This window comes from Kocuria carniphila (genome assembly GCF_004136555.1).
Classification (GTDB): domain Bacteria; phylum Actinomycetota; class Actinomycetes; order Actinomycetales; family Micrococcaceae; genus Kocuria; species Kocuria carniphila.
On record NZ_NOIT01000025.1, the window covers coordinates 14,287 to 31,873 of the forward strand.

The 17,587-nt window shown below is 65.5% G+C and carries 16 protein-coding genes; 10 read left to right on the forward strand and 6 right to left on the reverse strand.

What is annotated here, in order from left to right:
* Position 1: 1 nt before the first annotated feature.
* Both EWV37_RS14715 and EWV37_RS14720 read right to left on the reverse strand, forming a co-directional pair.
* Entirely contained in the window at positions 2-1,384 is a 1,383-nt protein-coding gene (locus tag EWV37_RS14715; protein WP_129702421.1) for a 3-oxoacyl-ACP reductase, read from the reverse strand.
* A 41-nt stretch (positions 1,385-1,425) separates the two neighbouring features.
* Positions 1,426-2,751: an acetyl-CoA C-acetyltransferase gene (locus EWV37_RS14720; RefSeq protein WP_129702422.1), complete on the reverse strand. Its 1,326-nt coding sequence runs from the start codon at positions 2,749-2,751 to the stop codon at positions 1,426-1,428.
* 73 nt (positions 2,752-2,824) lie between these two features.
* On the opposite strand from EWV37_RS14720, the gene EWV37_RS14725 reads away from it, so the two are divergent.
* Together EWV37_RS14725 and EWV37_RS14730 are read left to right on the forward strand one after the other, a co-directional pair.
* Positions 2,825-3,502, forward strand: coding sequence for a TetR/AcrR family transcriptional regulator (locus EWV37_RS14725; RefSeq protein WP_238663348.1), 678 nt, complete (start codon positions 2,825-2,827; stop codon positions 3,500-3,502).
* A gap of 44 nt (positions 3,503-3,546) precedes the next feature.
* Positions 3,547-5,613, forward strand: coding sequence for an acyl-CoA dehydrogenase family protein (locus tag EWV37_RS14730; protein ID WP_238663354.1), 2,067 nt, complete (start codon positions 3,547-3,549; stop codon positions 5,611-5,613).
* Between the two features lie 65 nt (positions 5,614-5,678).
* On the opposite strand, the gene EWV37_RS14735 is transcribed toward EWV37_RS14730, so the two are convergent.
* From EWV37_RS14735 to EWV37_RS14750, 4 genes are read right to left on the reverse strand one after another with little or no spacing between them, the layout of a single operon-like run.
* The gene (locus tag EWV37_RS14735; protein ID WP_129702424.1) at positions 5,679-6,596 is read right to left on the reverse strand and encodes a PP2C family protein-serine/threonine phosphatase; all 918 of its coding nucleotides are present in this window, start codon (positions 6,594-6,596) and stop codon (positions 5,679-5,681) included.
* Positions 6,593-7,753 (reverse strand): adenylate/guanylate cyclase domain-containing protein, encoded by a 1,161-nt coding sequence (locus EWV37_RS14740; RefSeq protein WP_095796772.1) that lies wholly within the window; start codon positions 7,751-7,753, stop codon positions 6,593-6,595. The genes EWV37_RS14735 and EWV37_RS14740 overlap by 4 nt, the downstream gene beginning before the upstream one ends.
* Entirely contained in the window at positions 7,746-8,339 is a 594-nt protein-coding gene (locus EWV37_RS14745) for a hypothetical protein (protein ID WP_129702425.1), read from the reverse strand. The genes EWV37_RS14740 and EWV37_RS14745 overlap by 8 nt, the downstream gene beginning before the upstream one ends.
* Positions 8,336-9,271: a biotin--[acetyl-CoA-carboxylase] ligase gene (locus EWV37_RS14750; RefSeq protein ID WP_129702426.1), complete on the reverse strand. Its 936-nt coding sequence runs from the start codon at positions 9,269-9,271 to the stop codon at positions 8,336-8,338. The genes EWV37_RS14745 and EWV37_RS14750 overlap by 4 nt, the downstream gene beginning before the upstream one ends.
* Positions 9,272-9,389: 118 nt before the next feature.
* Between EWV37_RS14750 and EWV37_RS14755 the strand changes: the two genes are divergently transcribed.
* From EWV37_RS14755 to EWV37_RS14790, 8 genes are all read left to right on the forward strand, one after another.
* Positions 9,390-9,674, forward strand: a complete 285-nt coding sequence (locus EWV37_RS14755; protein ID WP_095796775.1) for a YciI family protein — start codon at positions 9,390-9,392, stop codon at positions 9,672-9,674.
* Between the two features lie 152 nt (positions 9,675-9,826).
* Complete coding sequence (locus EWV37_RS14760) at positions 9,827-11,410, forward strand: acyl-CoA carboxylase subunit beta (RefSeq protein WP_095796776.1); 1,584 nt, start codon at positions 9,827-9,829, stop codon at positions 11,408-11,410.
* Entirely contained in the window at positions 11,407-11,682 is a 276-nt protein-coding gene (locus EWV37_RS14765; RefSeq protein ID WP_129702427.1) for an acyl-CoA carboxylase subunit epsilon, read from the forward strand. Before EWV37_RS14760 ends, EWV37_RS14765 begins: the two co-directional genes overlap by 4 nt.
* Before the next feature lie 37 nt (positions 11,683-11,719).
* Complete coding sequence (locus tag EWV37_RS14770) at positions 11,720-12,802, forward strand: MauE/DoxX family redox-associated membrane protein (RefSeq protein ID WP_158222901.1); 1,083 nt, start codon at positions 11,720-11,722, stop codon at positions 12,800-12,802.
* Entirely contained in the window at positions 12,799-13,818 is a 1,020-nt protein-coding gene (locus EWV37_RS14775; protein ID WP_165189478.1) for an MFS transporter, read from the forward strand. The genes EWV37_RS14770 and EWV37_RS14775 overlap by 4 nt, the downstream gene beginning before the upstream one ends.
* Before the next feature lie 24 nt (positions 13,819-13,842).
* Positions 13,843-14,136, forward strand: coding sequence for a hypothetical protein (locus EWV37_RS14780; protein ID WP_129702429.1), 294 nt, complete (start codon positions 13,843-13,845; stop codon positions 14,134-14,136).
* Positions 14,137-14,151: 15 nt separating this feature from the next.
* The gene (locus EWV37_RS14785) at positions 14,152-15,888 is read left to right on the forward strand and encodes a DUF885 domain-containing protein (RefSeq protein WP_238663349.1); all 1,737 of its coding nucleotides are present in this window, start codon (positions 14,152-14,154) and stop codon (positions 15,886-15,888) included.
* A 114-nt stretch (positions 15,889-16,002) separates the two neighbouring features.
* Positions 16,003-17,445, forward strand: a complete 1,443-nt coding sequence (locus EWV37_RS14790) for a dicarboxylate/amino acid:cation symporter (protein ID WP_129702430.1) — start codon at positions 16,003-16,005, stop codon at positions 17,443-17,445.
* Positions 17,446-17,587 lie beyond the last annotated feature (142 nt).

Here is a 17,587-nt window from a genome sequence, read left to right on the forward strand (position 1 = left end):
CCTACGCTCCCACAAGGTTCTGGCCGCACACGCGGAGTGTCTGGCCGTTGATTCCGCCCGCTGCGTCCGACAGCAGGAAGGTGATGGTCTGCGCGACGTCCTCCGGGAGACCGCCCTGCTGCAGGGAGTTGAGGCGACGTGAGATCTGGCGGCGGGCCGCCGGGATCTTGGCCGTCATCTCGGACTCGATGAACCCCGGTGCCACCGCGTTGATGGTGCCGCCCTTCTCCGCGATCAGTGAGGCCGTGGCCGCAACGGCGCCGATGACGCCCGCCTTGGAGGCCGCGTAATTGGTCTGGCCGCGGTTACCGGCAACACCACTCGTCGAGGCCAGGCACACGATGCGCGGGTGCTCCCCGAGCTTGTCGGAGTCCAGCACGGCCTGGGTAATGCGCAGCTGGGACTCGATGTTCACCGCGATCACGGAGTCCCACTTGGCCTGATCCATGTTGGCCAGCATCTTGTCGCGTGTGATGCCCGCATTGTGGACCAGCAGGTCCAGCTTTCCGTAGCGCTCGGACGCCAGATTGAGAATCTTCTCCCCCGCCTTCGGGTCCGTCACGTCCAGCTGAAGGGCGGAGATGTGCAGCTCGTTGGCGAGCTTGGTGAGCGCCTCACCGGCTGCGGGAACGTCCACCACGATGACCCTGGCACCGGCCTGCGCCAGCGTCCGGGCGATCTGTGCGCCGATGCCACGGGCGGCTCCGGTCACCACCGCGACCTTGCCGGCCACCGGCTGATCCCAGTTCTCGGTGGACTCGCCGCGCTCATCGGTCACCGTGAGGAACTGCCCGTCCACGAACGCGCTGCGCCCGGACAGGAAGAACCGCAGAGCACCCACCACGGACGGCGCGTCCGCTGCCACGCCGTCGGCAATCAGGATGCCGTTGGCCGTGGTACCGCCGCGCATTTCCTGGGCGGCCGAACGCAACAGGCCCACCACGCCCTGGCGCGCTGCAGCCACTGCGGGTTCCTGGGCAGCGGTGTCCGCCGGGGTTCCCGACGCCGCTCCGGTACCGATGCCTGCCGCGGGTCGCGACAGCGTGATGACCCGTCCCCCGGACCGCAGCTTGCGCAGCACCGAGGACAGCTCGAGGGCGGCCTTGCCCAGATCCGACGGGGTCTTGGCGTCGGTGTAGTCGATGACCACCGCACCCACGCGGTCCACTTCCTGGGCGTGGCGGCGCACGTCAAGGTTCCAGTCGAGCATGGCCTGGGCGGCGGCGTCGGCGGCCTGACCCTTGCCCAGGACCAGAACGGAACCCTCGGGGAAATCACTACCGGCGCGGTAGCGGCGCAGTTTGGTCGGTTCGGGGAGGCCCAGCTTGCTCGCGACCTGCTTACCCAGTCCGGAATTGACCAGGTCCAAATATGTGTCTGCCACTCGAAGCTCCTGTATGTCGTAAATCTGTGGGGGAATGCGTCTTAGACGGAACGCAGGATCATGGCCACACCCTGACCACCGGCGGCGCACACCGAGATCAGCGCGGTCTGCGGACGGCCTTCTGCCTTGGCGCGGGCGGCGAGTTCCTTGGCGGTGGAGGCCACAATGCGGCCGCCGGTCGCGGCGAACGGGTGTCCTGCGGCCAGCGACGAGCCGTTCACGTTGAGCTTGGACCGGTCCACGGTGCCCACGGGCTCGGACAGGCCCAGGCGGTCGCGGCAGAACTCCTCGGACTCCCACGCGGCCATGATGGCCAGCACGGTGGAGGCAAAGGCCTCGTGGATCTCGATCAGATCCATGTCCTGCAGCGTCAGACCCTGACGGGCCAACAGACGCGGCACGGCGTAGGCGGGGGCCATGAGCAGGCCCTCGTTGCCGCTGACGAAGTCCACCGCGGCGGCCTCGGAGTCGACCACCTCGGCCATGGGTGTGAGGTGGTGCTCGCTGGCCCAGTCCTCGCTGGTGATCAGCACGGCGGAGGCGCCGTCCGTGAGTGGCGTGGAATTACCGGCGGTCATGGTGGCCTCGCCGGAGAGCTTCTTGCCGAACACGGGGTTCAGGGTCGATAGCTTCTCCACGGTGGAGTCCGCGCGCATGTTGTTATCCTTGGACACGCCCTTGAACGGGGTGACCAGGTCGTCAAAGAAGCCGCGATCGTAGGCGGCCGCCAGGTTCTGGTGCGACGACGCCGCGATCTGGTCCTGGTCCTCGCGGCTCACGCCCCACTGCTGGGTGGTCAGGGCCTGGTGTTCACCCATGCTCAGTCCGGTGCGGGGCTCGCCCGTGGTGGGAGCGGCGGGCACCAAATCGTTGGGGCGCAGGTTCTTGAGCGCCTTGAGCTTCTGAGTGGGGGTCTTGGCGCGCTGCAACTGCAGCAGGGCGCGGCGCAAGCCCTCGCTCACGGCAATTGGGGCGTCCGAGGCGGAGTCCACGCCACCGGCGATACCGGCCTCGATCTGGCCCACGCGGATCTTGTTGGAGATCGTGCTCACGGTTTCCATGCCGGTCGCGCAGGCCATCTGAATGTCGAACGCCGGGGTTGCGGGGTCCAGGGCAGAGCCCAGCACGGCCTCGCGCGTGAGGTTGAAATCCCGGGAGTGCTTGAGCACGGCGCCGCCGGCCACGGCGCCCAGACGTTCGCCCGAGATCCCGGCGCGTGCCACCAGGCCGTCAATGGCTGCGGTGAGCATGTCCTGGTTCGAGGCGTTCGCGTGAGCACCACCCGCGCGAGCGAAGGGAATGCGGTTGCCCGCGACCACCACGGCGCGGCGAAGGGACTGCTGGGCGTTCTGCTGGATGTTGTCCATGAAAGAGCTGCTCCTCGTAGATTGATGTGGTGCGAATCACCTGAAACCCAGAGTAGCTGATACTCTCGGTATCGTGAAACAGGTCTCAGAGAACGTTGATGGTCGGAATTCGCGGTGGCAGCGTCACCGCGCCAAACGACGCATCGAACTGATCACCGCCGCGCGAGACGCGGTGGCCACCCACGGTGCGGGCATTTCCATGGAGGAAATCGCCACCGCGTGCGGCACCTCCAAGTCGGTCTTCTACCGGTATTTCAAAGACAAGTCCGGCGTACAAGCGGCCGTGGGTGAATACTTCGTATCCCGAATGCGAACCCGCATGGTCGCGGCAGCACACGAGGCGGACTCGTTCGCGGCCACGGTGCACGCGTTGGTGAAGGAGTACCTCAAGTCGGTGGAGGCCTCCGCGGATGTCTACCGGTTCGTGGTCACCGCTCCGGCGGATGGGGATTCGGCCATCGAACAGTTCCTGGATTCTGTCTGCCAATTGCTCATGGACCAGCACATTCGCCACCGCGGCGAACAGGCCATGCCCGAGGCGCTGTTGCAGTGCTGGGCAGCGTCCACGGTGGGCATGGTCCGCGGTGCCGGCGAGGCCTGGCTCGCCTTGCCGGACACCGAGGACAAACCGGACCGGCCCGCCATGAGCCAACTCATCACCGACTGGGCCGTTCAGGGCTTACGGCCGGACACATACACCACGCTCTCCGCAGACGAAACCTCTGCTCAGACAACCCCTCAGGAGTCATGATGACTACAACTTCCCGCCCCGAAGCGCACACCTCCACTCAGCACATGGCCCGGGTGTCCGAGGACGCCGCGCTGCCTACGCACATCGACGTGGCCGGTCTGGGCGAAGTGCTGTTGGGTCGCTGGCCCGAAGCCCGCAAGGCCGCCCGCGAACGCGCCCTGGATCCGCGGCTGCACAGCAATCACAACCTCACCTTCGAGGATCAGCGCGAACTGACGTTCGAGCAGGTCAAGATCCTGCGCGATGCCGGCACCGCACTAGTGGGTGTGCCCGAGTACTTGGGTGGATCCAACAGCCCGGGAGCCAATGTCTCCGCCTTCGAGGAGCTGGTACTGGCTGACCCTTCCCTGCAGATCAAGTCCGGTGTGCAGTGGGGGCTATTCGGTTCGGCCGTGCTCAACCTGGGCTCCAAGGAGCACCACCTCGAGTGGCTCCCGGACATCCTGAACCTCAACACTCCCGGTGTGTTCGCGATGACGGAGATCGGTCACGGCTCCGACGTCGCATCCATCGGCACGACCGCCACGTACCTTCCCGAGTCGGACGAGTTCGAGATCCACACCCCGTTCAAGGCTGCCTGGAAGGACTACCTCGGTAACGCGGCTGTCCACGGCAAGGCCGCGGTGGTCTTCGCCCAGCTGATCGTCAAGGGTGTCAACCACGGAGTGCACTGCCTGTACGTGCCCATCCGCAATGACAACGGTGAGTTCCTGCCGGGTGTCGGCGGCGAGGACGACGGCCGCAAGGGTGGACTCAACGGCGTGGACAACGGCCGCCTGCACTTCACCAACGTGCGAGTTCCGCGGTTCAATTTGCTCAACAAGTACGGCGCGGTGGACGAGAACGGCGAGTACTCCTCCCCCATCGTCTCTCCGGGACGCCGCTTCTTCACGATGATCGGCACCCTGGTGCAAGGTCGCGTCTCCTTGGACGGTGCAGCCGTGCTGGCCAATCAGATGGCCCTGAGCATTGCCGTTCGCTACGCCGAGCAGCGCCGCCAGTTCAACACGGACTCTGATATTCGCGAGCAGACACTCTTGGACTACCAGCAGCACCAGCGTCGACTGATCCCCCGCATTGCGGAGACCTACGCGATGATCTTTGCGCACCAGCAACTGTTGGATAAATTCCACGAGGTCTTCTCCGGCGAGGACGACTCGGACGGCAACCGTCAGGACCTGGAAACCCTGGCCGCCGCCTTCAAGTCGATGTCCACGTGGAGTGCCCTGGACACCCTCCAGGAGGCCCGCGAGGCCTGCGGCGGCGCCGGGTTCATGGCCAAGAACCGCATCCCCCAGCTGCGTGCCGACCTGGATATCTACGCGACTTTCGAGGGCGACAACACGGTGCTCCTGCAGCTGGTCGCCAAGCGCCTACTGACCGATTACTCGGACGAGTTCAAGAACGCGGATGTGGGCGTGATGGCTCGCTACGTGGCGGACCGAGCCACCGAGGCGGGATTCAACCGCTCCGGGTTGCGCAAGCTCACACAGGCCTTCACGGACACCGGGGACGCCCGCAAGTCGGTCAACGCCCTGCGCGATCCCGAGGCCCAGCGCGCCCTCCTGATGGACCGCGTCGAAACGATCATCGAGGACGTCGCGGACGAGATGCGCGCAGTGGCACGCAAGTCCAAGAGTGAGAAGGCCGAGGTCTTCAACAACAACCAGCATCGACTGATCGAGGCCGCCCGGTCACACGCTCAGCTGCTGCAGTGGGAAGCCTTCACCGAGGGCCTCGAGAAGATCCAGGACCCCGGCACCAAGCGCGTGCTCACCTGGCTGCGTGATCTGTTCGGACTGCACCTGCTCGAGGAGAACCTGGGCTGGTACCTGGCCTACGGTCGGCTCTCGATGCGCCGCGGCCGCGCGTTGGAAAGCTACGTGAACCGGTTGATCGCCCGTTTGCGTCCGTACGCCCTGCAACTCGTGGACTCCTTCGGTCTCAGCCCCGAGCTGCTGCGCGCCGAAATCGCGGGAACCGTGGAGGAAGAGCGCCAGCAGGAGGCGGACGCGTACTTCCGTCGCTTGCGCGCCAGCGGTGACGCCCCCGCCAAGGAGGCCAAGCCGGCCCGCGACCCCAAGGCCGAGACGCGCGGTCACCACGCGTAAGATTCAACCCGAAAACGCCGACGCCGCCCGCGAGACTCTCGCGGGCGGCGTCGGCGTTCAACGTCCTAGCTGATGCGTTTGATGCTGCCGGTGTTGACGCGGGGGTCGTCGGCCTCGAGGACGTCCGCGACGATCAGCGTCACGTTGTCCCGACCACCGGTGCGAAGGGCGGCCTGGAGCAGCACGTCCGCGGCTTCCTTGGGGTGCTGCACCGCGTGCAGGACCCGGGCGATGTGCGCCGGGGACAGCTCCCCGGTGAGACCGTCCGAGCACATGAGCAGTCGCTGACCCGGGCGGGCCGGAATCACGATGATGTCAGGTTCCCACACCTGGCCGGTGCCCAGGGCGCGGGTGATCACGTTGCGTCGCGGGTGCACCAGTGCCTGAGCGGGGGTGAGCTGTCCGATGGACACGAGGTACTGGACCTCGGAGTGATCCACGGTCAACTGGCTCACGCCAACGGGGTGCTCGGGATCGGTGGGTCGCTCGCCCACACCGGGACCCGTGAGTTCATAGGTGCGCGAGTCGCCCACGTTGAAGATCAGCCACAACCAGTGCCCCGCGATTTCCACGAGCCACGCACCGGTGACCGTGGTGCCGGCGCGGGTGCCGCACTGGTCCTGGATGGACTGGTCGGCTTCCCACAGTACGGACCGCAAGCGGTGCACGGCCTCGAGCGCCTCGTTGGGGACGTCCGGATCGAGCTTCAGCTGACGGTCGATCGTGGCCCGGAACCGGGACACGTCCAGTCCGGGTTGGGGTTCCACGATCTGGTAGTCCAAGAAGTTCTCGAGCGTGAACAGCTCGGATGAGCCCAGGGTGGAGACGCACAGGGCACTGGCGACCTCGCCGGCCTCGTGACCGCCCATACCGTCCGCGACGGCAACCATGTTGTCGGTGACGACCAGGGCATCCTCATTGGATTCCCGGCGCAGCCCACGATCGGTGACACCGCCCGATCGGATGGCCAGAGAAATGCTCATTCGTCCTCGTCTTCCAGCCGGGGCCCTTGACCCTGGGTAATGGACACCGGTTGCACGTCGCCAAAGCCACGCACGTTCCGGGAAGGTTGCGGGGTCAACACGAAACGGTCGTCGTTCTTCAGCACCGATGCCGTGGACGCATCCACCACCACTCCACCGGGATCGGTGAGCGCAACCAGCCGGGAGGCCAGGTTCACGGTGGGGCCGTAGAGGTCACCCAGTCGCGGCAGCACGCGCCCCCAGACGAAGGCCACTCGGGCCTGCGGAAGCAGCGGGTCGTTCTTGATCAGTCGGGACAGGGCCAATGAGATCTGGGCACCGCCCTGGGGTGTCTCCGACAGGAACATGACCTCGTCGCCGATGGTCTTGATCACGCGTCCGCCACCCATGGAAATGATTTCCGCGCACCGCTTTTCGAAGCGCTGCACCAGATTCGCCAGGGTGCGCTCGTTCATTTGTCGTGACAGGGATGTATAGGAGACCAGGTCAGCGAATCCCACGCCGCGGGCCAGCGGCAGCGACGATCCGCCCACGTCCGAGACGTGTTCACCCAGGCTTTCCGTGGAACCGTCCGCGCGTTCACCGCGCATTGCGAGTCGCTGCACGGCAGCCGAGAGCTGGCGCCGCCAGGAATAGTCGAGCAGCTTCTTGAGCGGGCCCACCATCTCCGGCAGGACATGGAGCAGTTCGCGCCGTGCCTGAGCGTCCGTCATGCCCTGGTGAGCCACCATGTCCTCGACGAGCGCCTCGATCTGCCACACGACCATGCGGTCGGAGAGCTGGGCCACGGAACGGGCCAGGGACAGCGCTGCTTCTTCCGACAGTCGGTCCCGCTGCACGAGGTCTGACACCACGCGCAGGGCCCGGACGTCCTCCTGGGTGAAATACACCTCGTCCTCGCTGAGATTCGGAAATCCCAGCGCTCGCCAGATCTTCCGCGCGGACGCCGTGGACAGTTCCGCGGCATGCGCGGTCTCTCGGCGTTTGAGGTTGCGCTCGGAACCCAGCAGCAGCTGATCGAGGTTCTTCACGGCCGCTTTGGACTCCTCCGACCCGTACAGGTTGGACTGCACCGGGTTGTGGAGATTGAGGTTGATCTGCTCGGTCTGGGGACCGACCACGGGCTGGTCTGGGCGCTCGTTGGGGTCTTCAGCCACGCGGCCCTCCTTGGAAACTGCTGCTCGATGATGTGGTCATGCCAGACCTACTGTAATTGCCAGCGGGCCGTCCGGACTGTTGGACCAGGTCAACCATGGCGTCCGGTTGCGGACACGCCGCCAGTTTGAGGCCACCCAGCGCCCCGAAGTCCGCCATGACCGTTCCCCGGTCCACTCCGCGGGTCAGCATGGCGAACAGTCCCGTGGGCGCTACCACTCGCGCGCCGCGCAGGGCGTCCAACGGCAGGGCCACCACGTTGTCCTTGGCCGGAGGGCCGGTAAGGGCGAGGCGTTGATTGGTCAGCACGAACACGGTGCGCAGCCAGCGCCACGCCGGGAGCAGCACGTAACGGTAGGCCACCCACAGGGCCGCCAGGGTGATGATCCAACCGACCAGCGAGTGCAGGGTGGTCCACGGCGCTTCGTAGGGTCGCCAGGTCAGGTCCAGGAGTCGCTGCAGCGCCGAGTACAGCAGCACGGTGCACCACGCAATCACGGCGGGCCCCACCAGCCGGATGGGGTGCGCACGGGTGGACACGATCGTTTCCTCGCCCTGCCTGAGGACCAGGCGGTTTTTCGGCCTCATGCCCGCTCTCCCGCGGTGATTCGAGCGACGTCGTCGAGTGCGCACTGCTCGGCAGCCGTCCTGGCCGCGCCGGGTGCGGGACGCACGTGGACGACGTCGCCGGCGGACAAGGCGCGCGCCGTTCCTTGATCGCCGCGCACGATCAGCTCGCCCGAGGTTCCCAAACCTTCGGCCACGGCCTGTTCGGGCACGGTGGAACCGGGTAGGTGGAGCGCCACGCGACGACCGAGAGTATCCAGCTCGGATTCCAGGACGGCGCGCATGTCGCCACCCGGACCGAGCGCTGCACCGGGGTCCTGGCTCACCAGGTGATAGCAGCGAGCGAACTCTCGCAAGATCTCGGTGAGCAGCGTCTGGCGGTCGGGCACGGCGGCGTCGTTGCCTGCCTCAAGGCGCAGGGACGTGGCTGTGGGGATCGGGAGGTGACGCTGGCTCACGTTCAGTCCGGCACCCACCACAGCGCTGGGAACGGAACTACCCGGGTGGTTGATCAGTGTGGCCAACACGCCGCACAACTTGCGTGAGTCAACAAGCACGTCATTGGGCCACTTGATCACCGCGGGAACGCGTGCGGTGCCCCGAACCGCACGCGTCACGCTGTGGGCCATCAGCAGCGTGAGCCACGGGACGTATTCCACAGGCCACGGAACACCCGCCGCCGTGCGCGGTGTGCAGGCCACGGAAAAGGTGAGCGCCACGCCCGGGGGTGTGAACCAGTGTCGGTCCAGCCGGCCCTTGCCTGCGCTCTGAAAACCGGTGACGACGGCGCTCAGATCAGTGCCGCCAGTCTGCCTCACCTGGTCGGCGAGCCAGACATTGGTCGATTCGACCTGATCGAGCACGGTCACGGAAGTGAATCCAGAGTCTGTCAGCTCGGCCTGCAGCTGATCAGCGTGGAAATCCGCTGCCGGTTCCAGGGCAGTGGGGTCCATGCGGGCGACTCCTTAGAGGGGACGTGAAGATCGACATTTCTCAGCTTATGTCTACCGCCGCTGTCGGGGCATAAGCTGAACGGGAGTAATCCAACATGACGGCCGGTGAAAGGCAACCATGAGCATTTTTGCAGTGACCTATTCCTACGGTGGCCCGGTGGAGGTTCTCAACGAACACCGACCCGCACACCGCGCCTACCTGGGCGAGCTGGCCCAGCGGGGCAAGGTCATGGGGTCCGGGCCATTCACGGACGACGGCGCTGCGGGAGCCCTGCTCGTGTTCTCGGCCGAAAGCGACCAGGAGGTCCACGCCATTCTGGCCGAGGATCCGTTGGTGGTCCAGGGAGCCGTCACCGAACACACCGTGCGCGAGTGGAGCATCAACACCGGCGCTTGGGCATGATCCCCTGGGAATGATCACGTGAAAGAACCCGTCACGGGATTGTGGGACCCCTACAAAGGCATGGGCCACCCCGCAGAATAAACTTGTGACGTCCTGAACCTGGGACACCGGTACTCCCACCCTTGTACCGGACCGAGACAACGCGAGGTGCCATGAGCCACGACCTGACCACCACCGCAGGCAAGATCGCCGATTTCCGCGAGCGCCGTGAGAAGTCCGAGCGGCCCGCTGGCGACGCGGCGGTCGAGAAGCAGCACTCGCGCGGTAAGAACACCGCCCGTGAGCGCATCGAGATGCTGCTGGACCTGGACTCCTTCGTCGAGTTCGATGCCATGGCCGTGCACCACAGCACCATGTTCGGCATGGAGAAGAAGAAGCTGCTGGGTGACGGCGTGGTGACCGGTTACGGCACCGTGGACGGACGTTTGGTTGCCGTGTACTCCCAGGACTTCGGCGTGTTCGGCGGTTCGCTGTCCCAGGTCAACGGCGAAAAGATCGTCAAGGTCCAGAAGTTCGCTCTGCGTAACGGTTGCCCCGTGATCGGCATCAACGACGGCGGTGGCGCTCGCATTCAGGAGGGCGTGGCTTCCCTGGCGATGTTCGCGGACATCTTCCGCATGAACGTGCGTTCCTCGGGTGTGGTTCCCCAGATCTCGCTGATCATGGGCCCGTGCGCCGGCGGTGCCGCGTACTCCCCCGCCCTGACGGACTTCGTGGTCATGGTGGACAAGACCTCCCACATGTTCATCACCGGCCCGGACGTGATCAAGACCGTCACCGGTGAAGAAGTGGACATGGAAACCCTGGGTGGTGCCCGCTCCCACAACGAGCGCACCGGCACCGCGGCCTACCTGGCGGCCGATGAGCAGGATGCCTTCGACTTCGTGCACGAGCTGCTCGAGTACCTGCCGGGCAACAACCTGCAGGACTCCCCGCGCATGGAGCACGATCAAATCTTGGAGATCGACGACGAGGATCTGGAGCTGGACACGCTCATTCCGGATTCGGCCAATCAGCCCTACGACATGCGCACCGTGATCGAGACCGTGGTGGACGACGGTCACTTCATGCAGATTCAGGAGCTCTACGCCCCCAACGTGATGGTCGGTTACGGTCGCGTGGAGGGTCAGACGGTGGGCATCGTGGCCAACCAGCCGATGCAATTCGCCGGCACCCTGGACATCGCAGCGTCGGAGAAGGCCGCGCGTTTCGTGCGCCACTGCGATGCCTTCAACATTCCGATTCTGACCTTCGTGGACGTCCCCGGCTTCCTGCCCGGCACGGACCAGGAATTCAACGGCATCATCCGCCGCGGCGCCAAGTTGCTATACGCGTATGCCGAAGCGACCGTTCCCATGGTCACGCTGATCACCCGCAAGGCCTACGGTGGCGCGTACATCGTGATGGGGTCCAAGAAGTTGGGCGCGGACATCAATCTGGCGTGGCCCACCGCTCAGATCGGCGTGATGGGCGCTCAGGGTGCGGTGGAGATTCTCTACCGTCGTGATCTCAAGGCCGCCGCAGAGAACGGCGAGGACACCGCCGAGTTGCGTGCCGAGCTCGCCCAGAAGTTCGAGGAAGATCTGCTGAACCCCTACCAGGCCGCCGAGCTCGGTTTCGTGGATTCGGTCATCATTCCCTCCGAGACCCGCACGCAAATCATTAAGGCGTTGCGCGGCCTGGCCGATAAGCGTGCCTCGATGCCCGCCAAGAAGCACGGGAACATTCCGCTGTGACCGCCCGCGACAAGGCACACGAGGCGGTGTCCCGGTTGGATTCCGTGGACGCAGACGACAAGCGCGAGCCACTGTTCACGGTCACACGTGGCAACCCCACGGCCGAGGAACTCACGGCGCTCACCGCGGTGTTCATGGCCCACGACGCCGCCGCGGACGATTCACACGCCGCTCCCGTGCGCGTGCCGAGGGTGCAATCCCGCCGTATGCGCCTGGGCATGAAGCTGCGCCCGGGGTGGGGCGCGTGGCGTCGCACACGGCCGGAAAGCTAACCCCGGTTTCCATGAATTCCGCAGCATAATGGTGGGCGTGAATGTCATTGTCGCGAGCGTGCTGTGGAGTCTGTCCCTCTTATTGATCGCCAGCGGTGTGGCCAAATTGCTCACCAGCAAAACTGATGAGAGTGCCCTGAACGTCTTGGCGTTGCCCGCCATGGTGAATACGCGGGCCGTGCGCACCGCGCTCCCCTGGGTGGAAATCCTCCTGGCTCTGACGCTCATCTTGAGTTCGGGAATCGTGTTGTGGGCGGCCACAGCCGCGGCCGTGGTGCTGTTCGTGGCGTTCACGGTGTTCGTGGGCATCGGTGTGCGCCAGGGTGATCCTGCATCCTGTGGATGCTTTGGTTCGCTGTCCCGCGCACCCATGTCCTGGCGCACCGTGGTGCGCAATCTGGTGTTCGTAGCCCTGGCTGCCTTTGCCTTCATCGTCACGAGTACCGGTTCTTACCAGGGTCCCGCGTTGCCCGTGCCGTGGTGGACCGTGGTCGCGGCGGCTGTCCCCTTGCTGGTCCTCGGCGTGATCGTGTGGACGGAACGCGGCCACGCCAGCCCTCGCGGGTTGAGCGCGGGTCGGCTGAGCAACGTTCCATCCCTCCCCGAGCACCTCGATCCTCAGCGTGCCACCTCTCAGCCCGTCGCATCCGGCACCGACGGCATGACTCACCCCGATGACGAAATTGGCGACGCCGATGACTACGTCCGGCTGCCCGTTCCTTTCGTCTCGGCCGTCGACAGTGACGGTCAGCGCGTGTCCATGCGGACCATGGCACAGACACAGGCGCGGGCACTCTTCTACGTGAGCCCCGGTTGTGGTCCGTGCATCACGGTCATGGAGCGGCTCCAAGAACTTCCCGCGACGTTGGGACCGGTGGCCATTCACACGATCGTGGCCCACGACAGCTCACTCCACGAACTGCCGGAGTCGTTGCGAGCCAACGCCCTGGTGGATCCGGACCGTTCCCTGGCCAGTTCGTTCGGCATGGTTTCCAACCCGTGGGCCGTGGTCCTGGGCACAGACGGCTTGCTGGCGGGCGGACCCGAAGCGGGCAGCGGTGCCGTGACCCAGTTGTTGGACGAGCTCGTGGAGCGTTTCGAAACGGCTCCCCGCGCGTGACAACCAGCGCCTCGACGCTCAACCACGAGTCGTCGAGTAGAGACGAGCACGGCACGTTCAAGGCACTGCTGGTCGTGGCGGGCGGCGTGGTCGCTGCGCTGCACGTCTGGAAACTCTCTCCAGCGCTGGGCACGCTGTCCGAGCAGCTGAACATGAGCCTGGGTCAGGCCGGAGTGCTCGTGGCGGTGATTCAGGTGGCCGGCATGGTGCTGGGCATGATCGTGGGTCTGTTCAACGACTCGATCGGGCTGCGCCGGGGCTGTCTGTGGGGTTTCGGCTTCCTGGCGGTCGGCTCGGTGCTGGGTGCTATGGCGCGCGGACCCGGGCTGCTGCTGGCCTCTCGCGTCCTGGAGGGCGTGGGTTTCTGGGTGGTCTGCGTGGCCTCACCCGCGCTGATTCGCAGGCTCGTACCCCCGCGCCGGTTGGCCCCGATCGTGGGACTGTGGGGTTGCTTCTTCCCCGTGGCCGCCGCCATTTCTCAGCTCACGGGCGGTTTCCTCGTGGACACGATCGGCTGGCGTGCCTGGTGGTTGGGCGCCGCAGCACTCGCCGTGGCCGTGGGCGTGGCCATGGCCGCGGTCATTCCGCCTGACGCGAGCACCGCGCCGCGGCGAGGCAACGACGGCGGGCCGCGAGCGGCGTCGTCATCGGTGGCCGCGACCTCGACGACGGATACGCTACCGCCGGCCGCGCGCTCGGTGGGTGTTCGGGCGAAGGCAACGCTGAGCACGGGACCCCTGTGGGCTGCCGCCCTGGTCATGGGTTGTTATACGGCGCAATGGAATGGCGTGATCCAGTTCCTCCCCACGATCTATGCGGAGGCCGGAATTGCGGCGGGGGCCGCCGGTGCATTGAGTGCCGGAGCCGCGGCATGTAATGCCCTGGGCAATCTGAGCGCCGGGCAGGCACTGGGCCGAGGGGTCAAGCCCGTGACCCTGTGGACCATTGGATTCGTCACCATGGCCGTGTGCGCGGTGATTGCATTCGGGATCGCTCCCCTGATCGCCGAGGAATGACGCTTCGGACTGCGCTACGGAGCGGTGATCGGGTTTTCTGCGGTGGGCGGCCTGATCCCGTCGACCGCTATCTCGCAACAAATGGCGCTGGCTCCCGCGCCGGACACCGTGAGCACCAGTTTGGGTCTAGGCCAGCAGTTCAATGCGCTGGGTCAGTTCGCTGGTCCGGTGGCCGTGGCATTCCTGGTCCAGAACGCGGGCGGTTGGCACGCGACGTGGTGGGTCACCGTGAGCTTCGCGGTGGTCGGATTGCTCGCGAGTTGGTGGTTGGGGTTCGCGCACCGCACCGGTCCCACCTTGTCATCTGGCCGAGGGTGACTAATGTGGCTTCTCGTGATCGAGAACCAATCCACTGACCGTTCAACCGCCGCATTCCCCCCACTAGGCACTGTTCACCGGCCCGTAACCCCGGTGGACGAGCTGGCCAACCAGTTCTTCGACCGCTCGATGCGACTGGATCCCCTGGCAGCCACGTTGAACGGACTGGTCGGTTACGGTCCCGGCTACCCGGACTACGGCCCCCAGGGCCGCACCGATCGCGCGCACTTGCGCACGGAGACGCTGAGCGCCTTGGAGACGGCACAGCCCCGCGACGATGTGGATCGTGTGACGATTCACGCCCTGCGTCATCGGTTGCAGCTGGAATCAGACCTGTACTCCGCCGATCTGGACGTCGCTCCGGTCAACAACATCGCGTCCCCGGTGCAGTGGGTGCGCGAAATCTTCGACAACATGCCCACTGCCACGCCTGAGGACTGGCAGCAGGTCGTCGAGCGGTTGCGACACGTGCCTCGTGCGTTGGAGAGCTACACGGAGGGGCTGCGGGAAGCGGCCTCGCTCGGGAAGTTGGCCTCGATGACCCAGATCCGGGAGGCCGGTGCTCAGGCGGAGGCGTACTCGGAACTCAAGGGCCCGCTGGGATCGTTGTTGACCCACGACTCGGTGCCCGTCTCGCTCAGTGAACCCTTGGAAGACGCCGTCACCGACGCCCGCCAGGCCTATGCGAGCCTGGTGCGTTCGTTCCACGAAGACTTCGCCGCGACCGCACGGGACACAGATGCCGTCGGCGAGGACGCCTACCGACTCCACCTCCAGTCCTTCCTGGGTGCCAAGCTCGAACCCCGCGAGGTCTATGAGTGGGGCATTGAACAGTTAAGACTGCTGGATGAGGAACAGCGACTCGTGGCGCATCAGATCTCCCCCGGTGTCTCCATCCGCGAGTCCATGAAGCTCCTCAACGAGGACCCCGCCCGCCGGCTGAACTCCACCGAGGAGTTGCAGCACTGGATGCAAGACCTCTCCGATCAGGCAGTCTCCGAGTTGTCCAAGAACCATTTCGAGTTCACGGAGGCCATGCGCAACCTGGAGTGCATGATCGCGCCCACCCAGGACGGCGGCATCTACTACACCCCGCCCAGCAGCGACTTCTCCCGCCCCGGCCGCATGTGGTGGTCCGTACCCGAGGGCACCTCACGGCACGCGACGTGGGAGGAAACGACCACGGTCTACCACGAGGGCGTCCCCGGTCATCACCTGCAATTCGCGACCGCCTTGGCCAATGCGAGCGAACTCAACAACTGGCGCCGCATGGGCATCTGGGTTTCCGGGCACGGCGAGGGATGGGCCCTGTACGCCGAGCGCCTCATGGAGGAGCTGGGCTACTTGGACGATCCCGGCGACCGCATGGGCATGCTTGATTCGCAGCGGTTGCGCACCGTCCGCGTGATCTTCGACGTCGGATTCCATTGTGGCTACACCGTGCCCGCGGAACTCGGCGAGATGCTCGGTGGGGCTCGTGCCGGTGAGATCTGGTCCCCGCAGGACGGCTGGGACTTCTTGTCCCACAACGTGATCATGGACCCGGCCGTGCTGCGCTTCGAATGGCTGCGCTACATGGGCTGGCCGGGCCAGGCGCCGTCGTACAAGCTGGGCCAGGAACTGTGGCTGGACCTGCGCAAGCAGGTGAAAGCGCGCGAAGGTGACCAATTCGATCTCAAGCACTTTCACAGCCGTGCGCTGCGGCTCGGTTCGGTGGGATTGGACACACTGGCCCACGCCATGACGCTCTAGTTCCGCGAGTTCTCGCGGGCCTTGGCCACCACGAGGCCGACGACGCCGCCCGGCACGTAACATTTCGTCACACCCCGTGTGCGCTTTATGATTCCGCGGCCTACCCTGGCTCACATGAATTCCGCAGAAAATACCCGGCGTCTACCGAAATGGATGACCTCCTTCGGTTGGCAGATTCTGATCGCCCTGATCCTGGGTGTTCTCCTGGGCTCCTTGGCCACCGCCATGGGTGGCGATCCCGAAGAGAACCCCAACTGGTTGATGATCGTGCTGGACACCATTGGTTCCAGCTACGTCACGCTGTTGAAGGCCGCGGTGGTACCGCTGGTGGTCACGGCCGTGATCGCCTCGATCGCCAACCTCCGCGATGTCTCCAACGCCGCCCGTCTGGCGTGGAAGACACTGGTGTGGTTCGCGATCACGGCACTGATCGCCGTGCTCATCGGCATGGTGCTGGGTGTTGTGATCCAGCCCGGTGTGGGCACGGGTCAAGCGCAACCCGGTGAGTACACGGGTACCGAGGGTTCGTGGCTGGGCTTCCTCAAGGGCATCATCCCGGTGAATTTCCTGGGCTTGGAAGCCACCTCCAAGATGCCGGATGCGGAAACCGTGACCACCGCGCTGAACTTCAACGTGCTGCAGATCCTGGTGATCTCGGCAGTGGTGGGTATTGCCGCCTTGAAGGTCGGTAAGGCCGCCGAACCGTTCCTGACGTTCATGCAGTCCGGCCTGGCTATCATGCAGAAGATCGTGTGGTGGATCATTCGCCTGGCCCCGTTGGGAACTCTGGGTCTGATCGGCCGCGCGGTGTTCGAGTACGGCTGGACCTCCATGGGCACCCTGATCAGTTTCGTGATCACCGTGTACGTGGGCCTGCTGCTCGTGGGCTTCGTGGTGTACCCGATCTTGATCAAGCTCAACGGGCTGTCCATCAAGCAGTTCTTCTCCGGTGTGTGGCCGGCCATGCAGTTGGGCTTCGTGTCCCGTTCCTCCCTGGGCACCATGCCGCTGACCCAGCGGGTGACCGAGCGGAACCTGGGTGTCCCCAAGCACTACGCGTCCTTCGCGATCCCCCTGGGCGCCACGACCAAGATGGACGGTTGCGCCGCGATCTACCCCGCCATTGCCGCGATCTTCGTGGCCCAGTTCTACGGTGTTCCCCTGACGCCCATGCACTTCGTATTGATCGCCCTGGTGTCCGTGCTCGGCTCCGCCGCGACCGCGGGCACCACGGGTGCCACCGTGATGCTGACCTTGACACTGTCGACCCTGGGCCTCCCGCTCGAGGGTGTCGGACTGCTCCTGGCCGTGGACCCGATCCTGGACATGGGCCGCACCGCACTCAACGTCACGGGACAGGCACTCGTGGCCGCGATCGTATCCAAGCGAGAGGGCATCATCGACATGGACCTCTACAACGCGCAGCGTTCCGGCGAGCCGTTCTCGGACGAGGACAGCCACGGTGAGCTCACACCGCAGGACGCGCGGACCGGAACCGGCGAGGGCTCACACGCCCACGCGCCGTCGGGCCCGAATGACGGGCAACGCGTGGACTGAACCACGTCCTGAAACCGGCGTTGCGTCGCTGACAAGGAGCGGCACGGGTGACCCCGTGCCGCTCCCGTCTTGCCTCATGTCAAGATGTCCGGATGGTGTTCGTGCTTGCCTCAGGTGAAATGTCCGCGTAGCTCACGCGGCG

Bases quoted from the DNA above. Each gene is read 5' to 3' on its own strand.
- EWV37_RS14745 (WP_129702425.1), bottom strand. From the start codon at position 8,339: ATGAGGCCGAAAAACCGCCTGGTCCTCAGGCAGGGCGAGGAAACGATC.
- EWV37_RS14755 (WP_095796775.1), top strand. From the start codon at position 9,390: ATGAGCATTTTTGCAGTGACCTATTCCTACGGTGGCCCGGTGGAGGTT.
- EWV37_RS14750 (WP_129702426.1), bottom strand. From the start codon at position 9,271: ATGGACCCCACTGCCCTGGAACCGGCAGCGGATTTCCACGCTGATCAG.
- EWV37_RS14760 (WP_095796776.1), top strand. From the start codon at position 9,827: ATGAGCCACGACCTGACCACCACCGCAGGCAAGATCGCCGATTTCCGC.
- EWV37_RS14730 (WP_238663354.1), top strand. From the start codon at position 3,547: ATGGCCCGGGTGTCCGAGGACGCCGCGCTGCCTACGCACATCGACGTG.
- EWV37_RS14720 (WP_129702422.1), bottom strand. From the start codon at position 2,751: ATGGACAACATCCAGCAGAACGCCCAGCAGTCCCTTCGCCGCGCCGTG.
- EWV37_RS14790 (WP_129702430.1), top strand. From the start codon at position 16,003: ATGAATTCCGCAGAAAATACCCGGCGTCTACCGAAATGGATGACCTCC.
- EWV37_RS14735 (WP_129702424.1), bottom strand. From the start codon at position 6,596: ATGAGCATTTCTCTGGCCATCCGATCGGGCGGTGTCACCGATCGTGGG.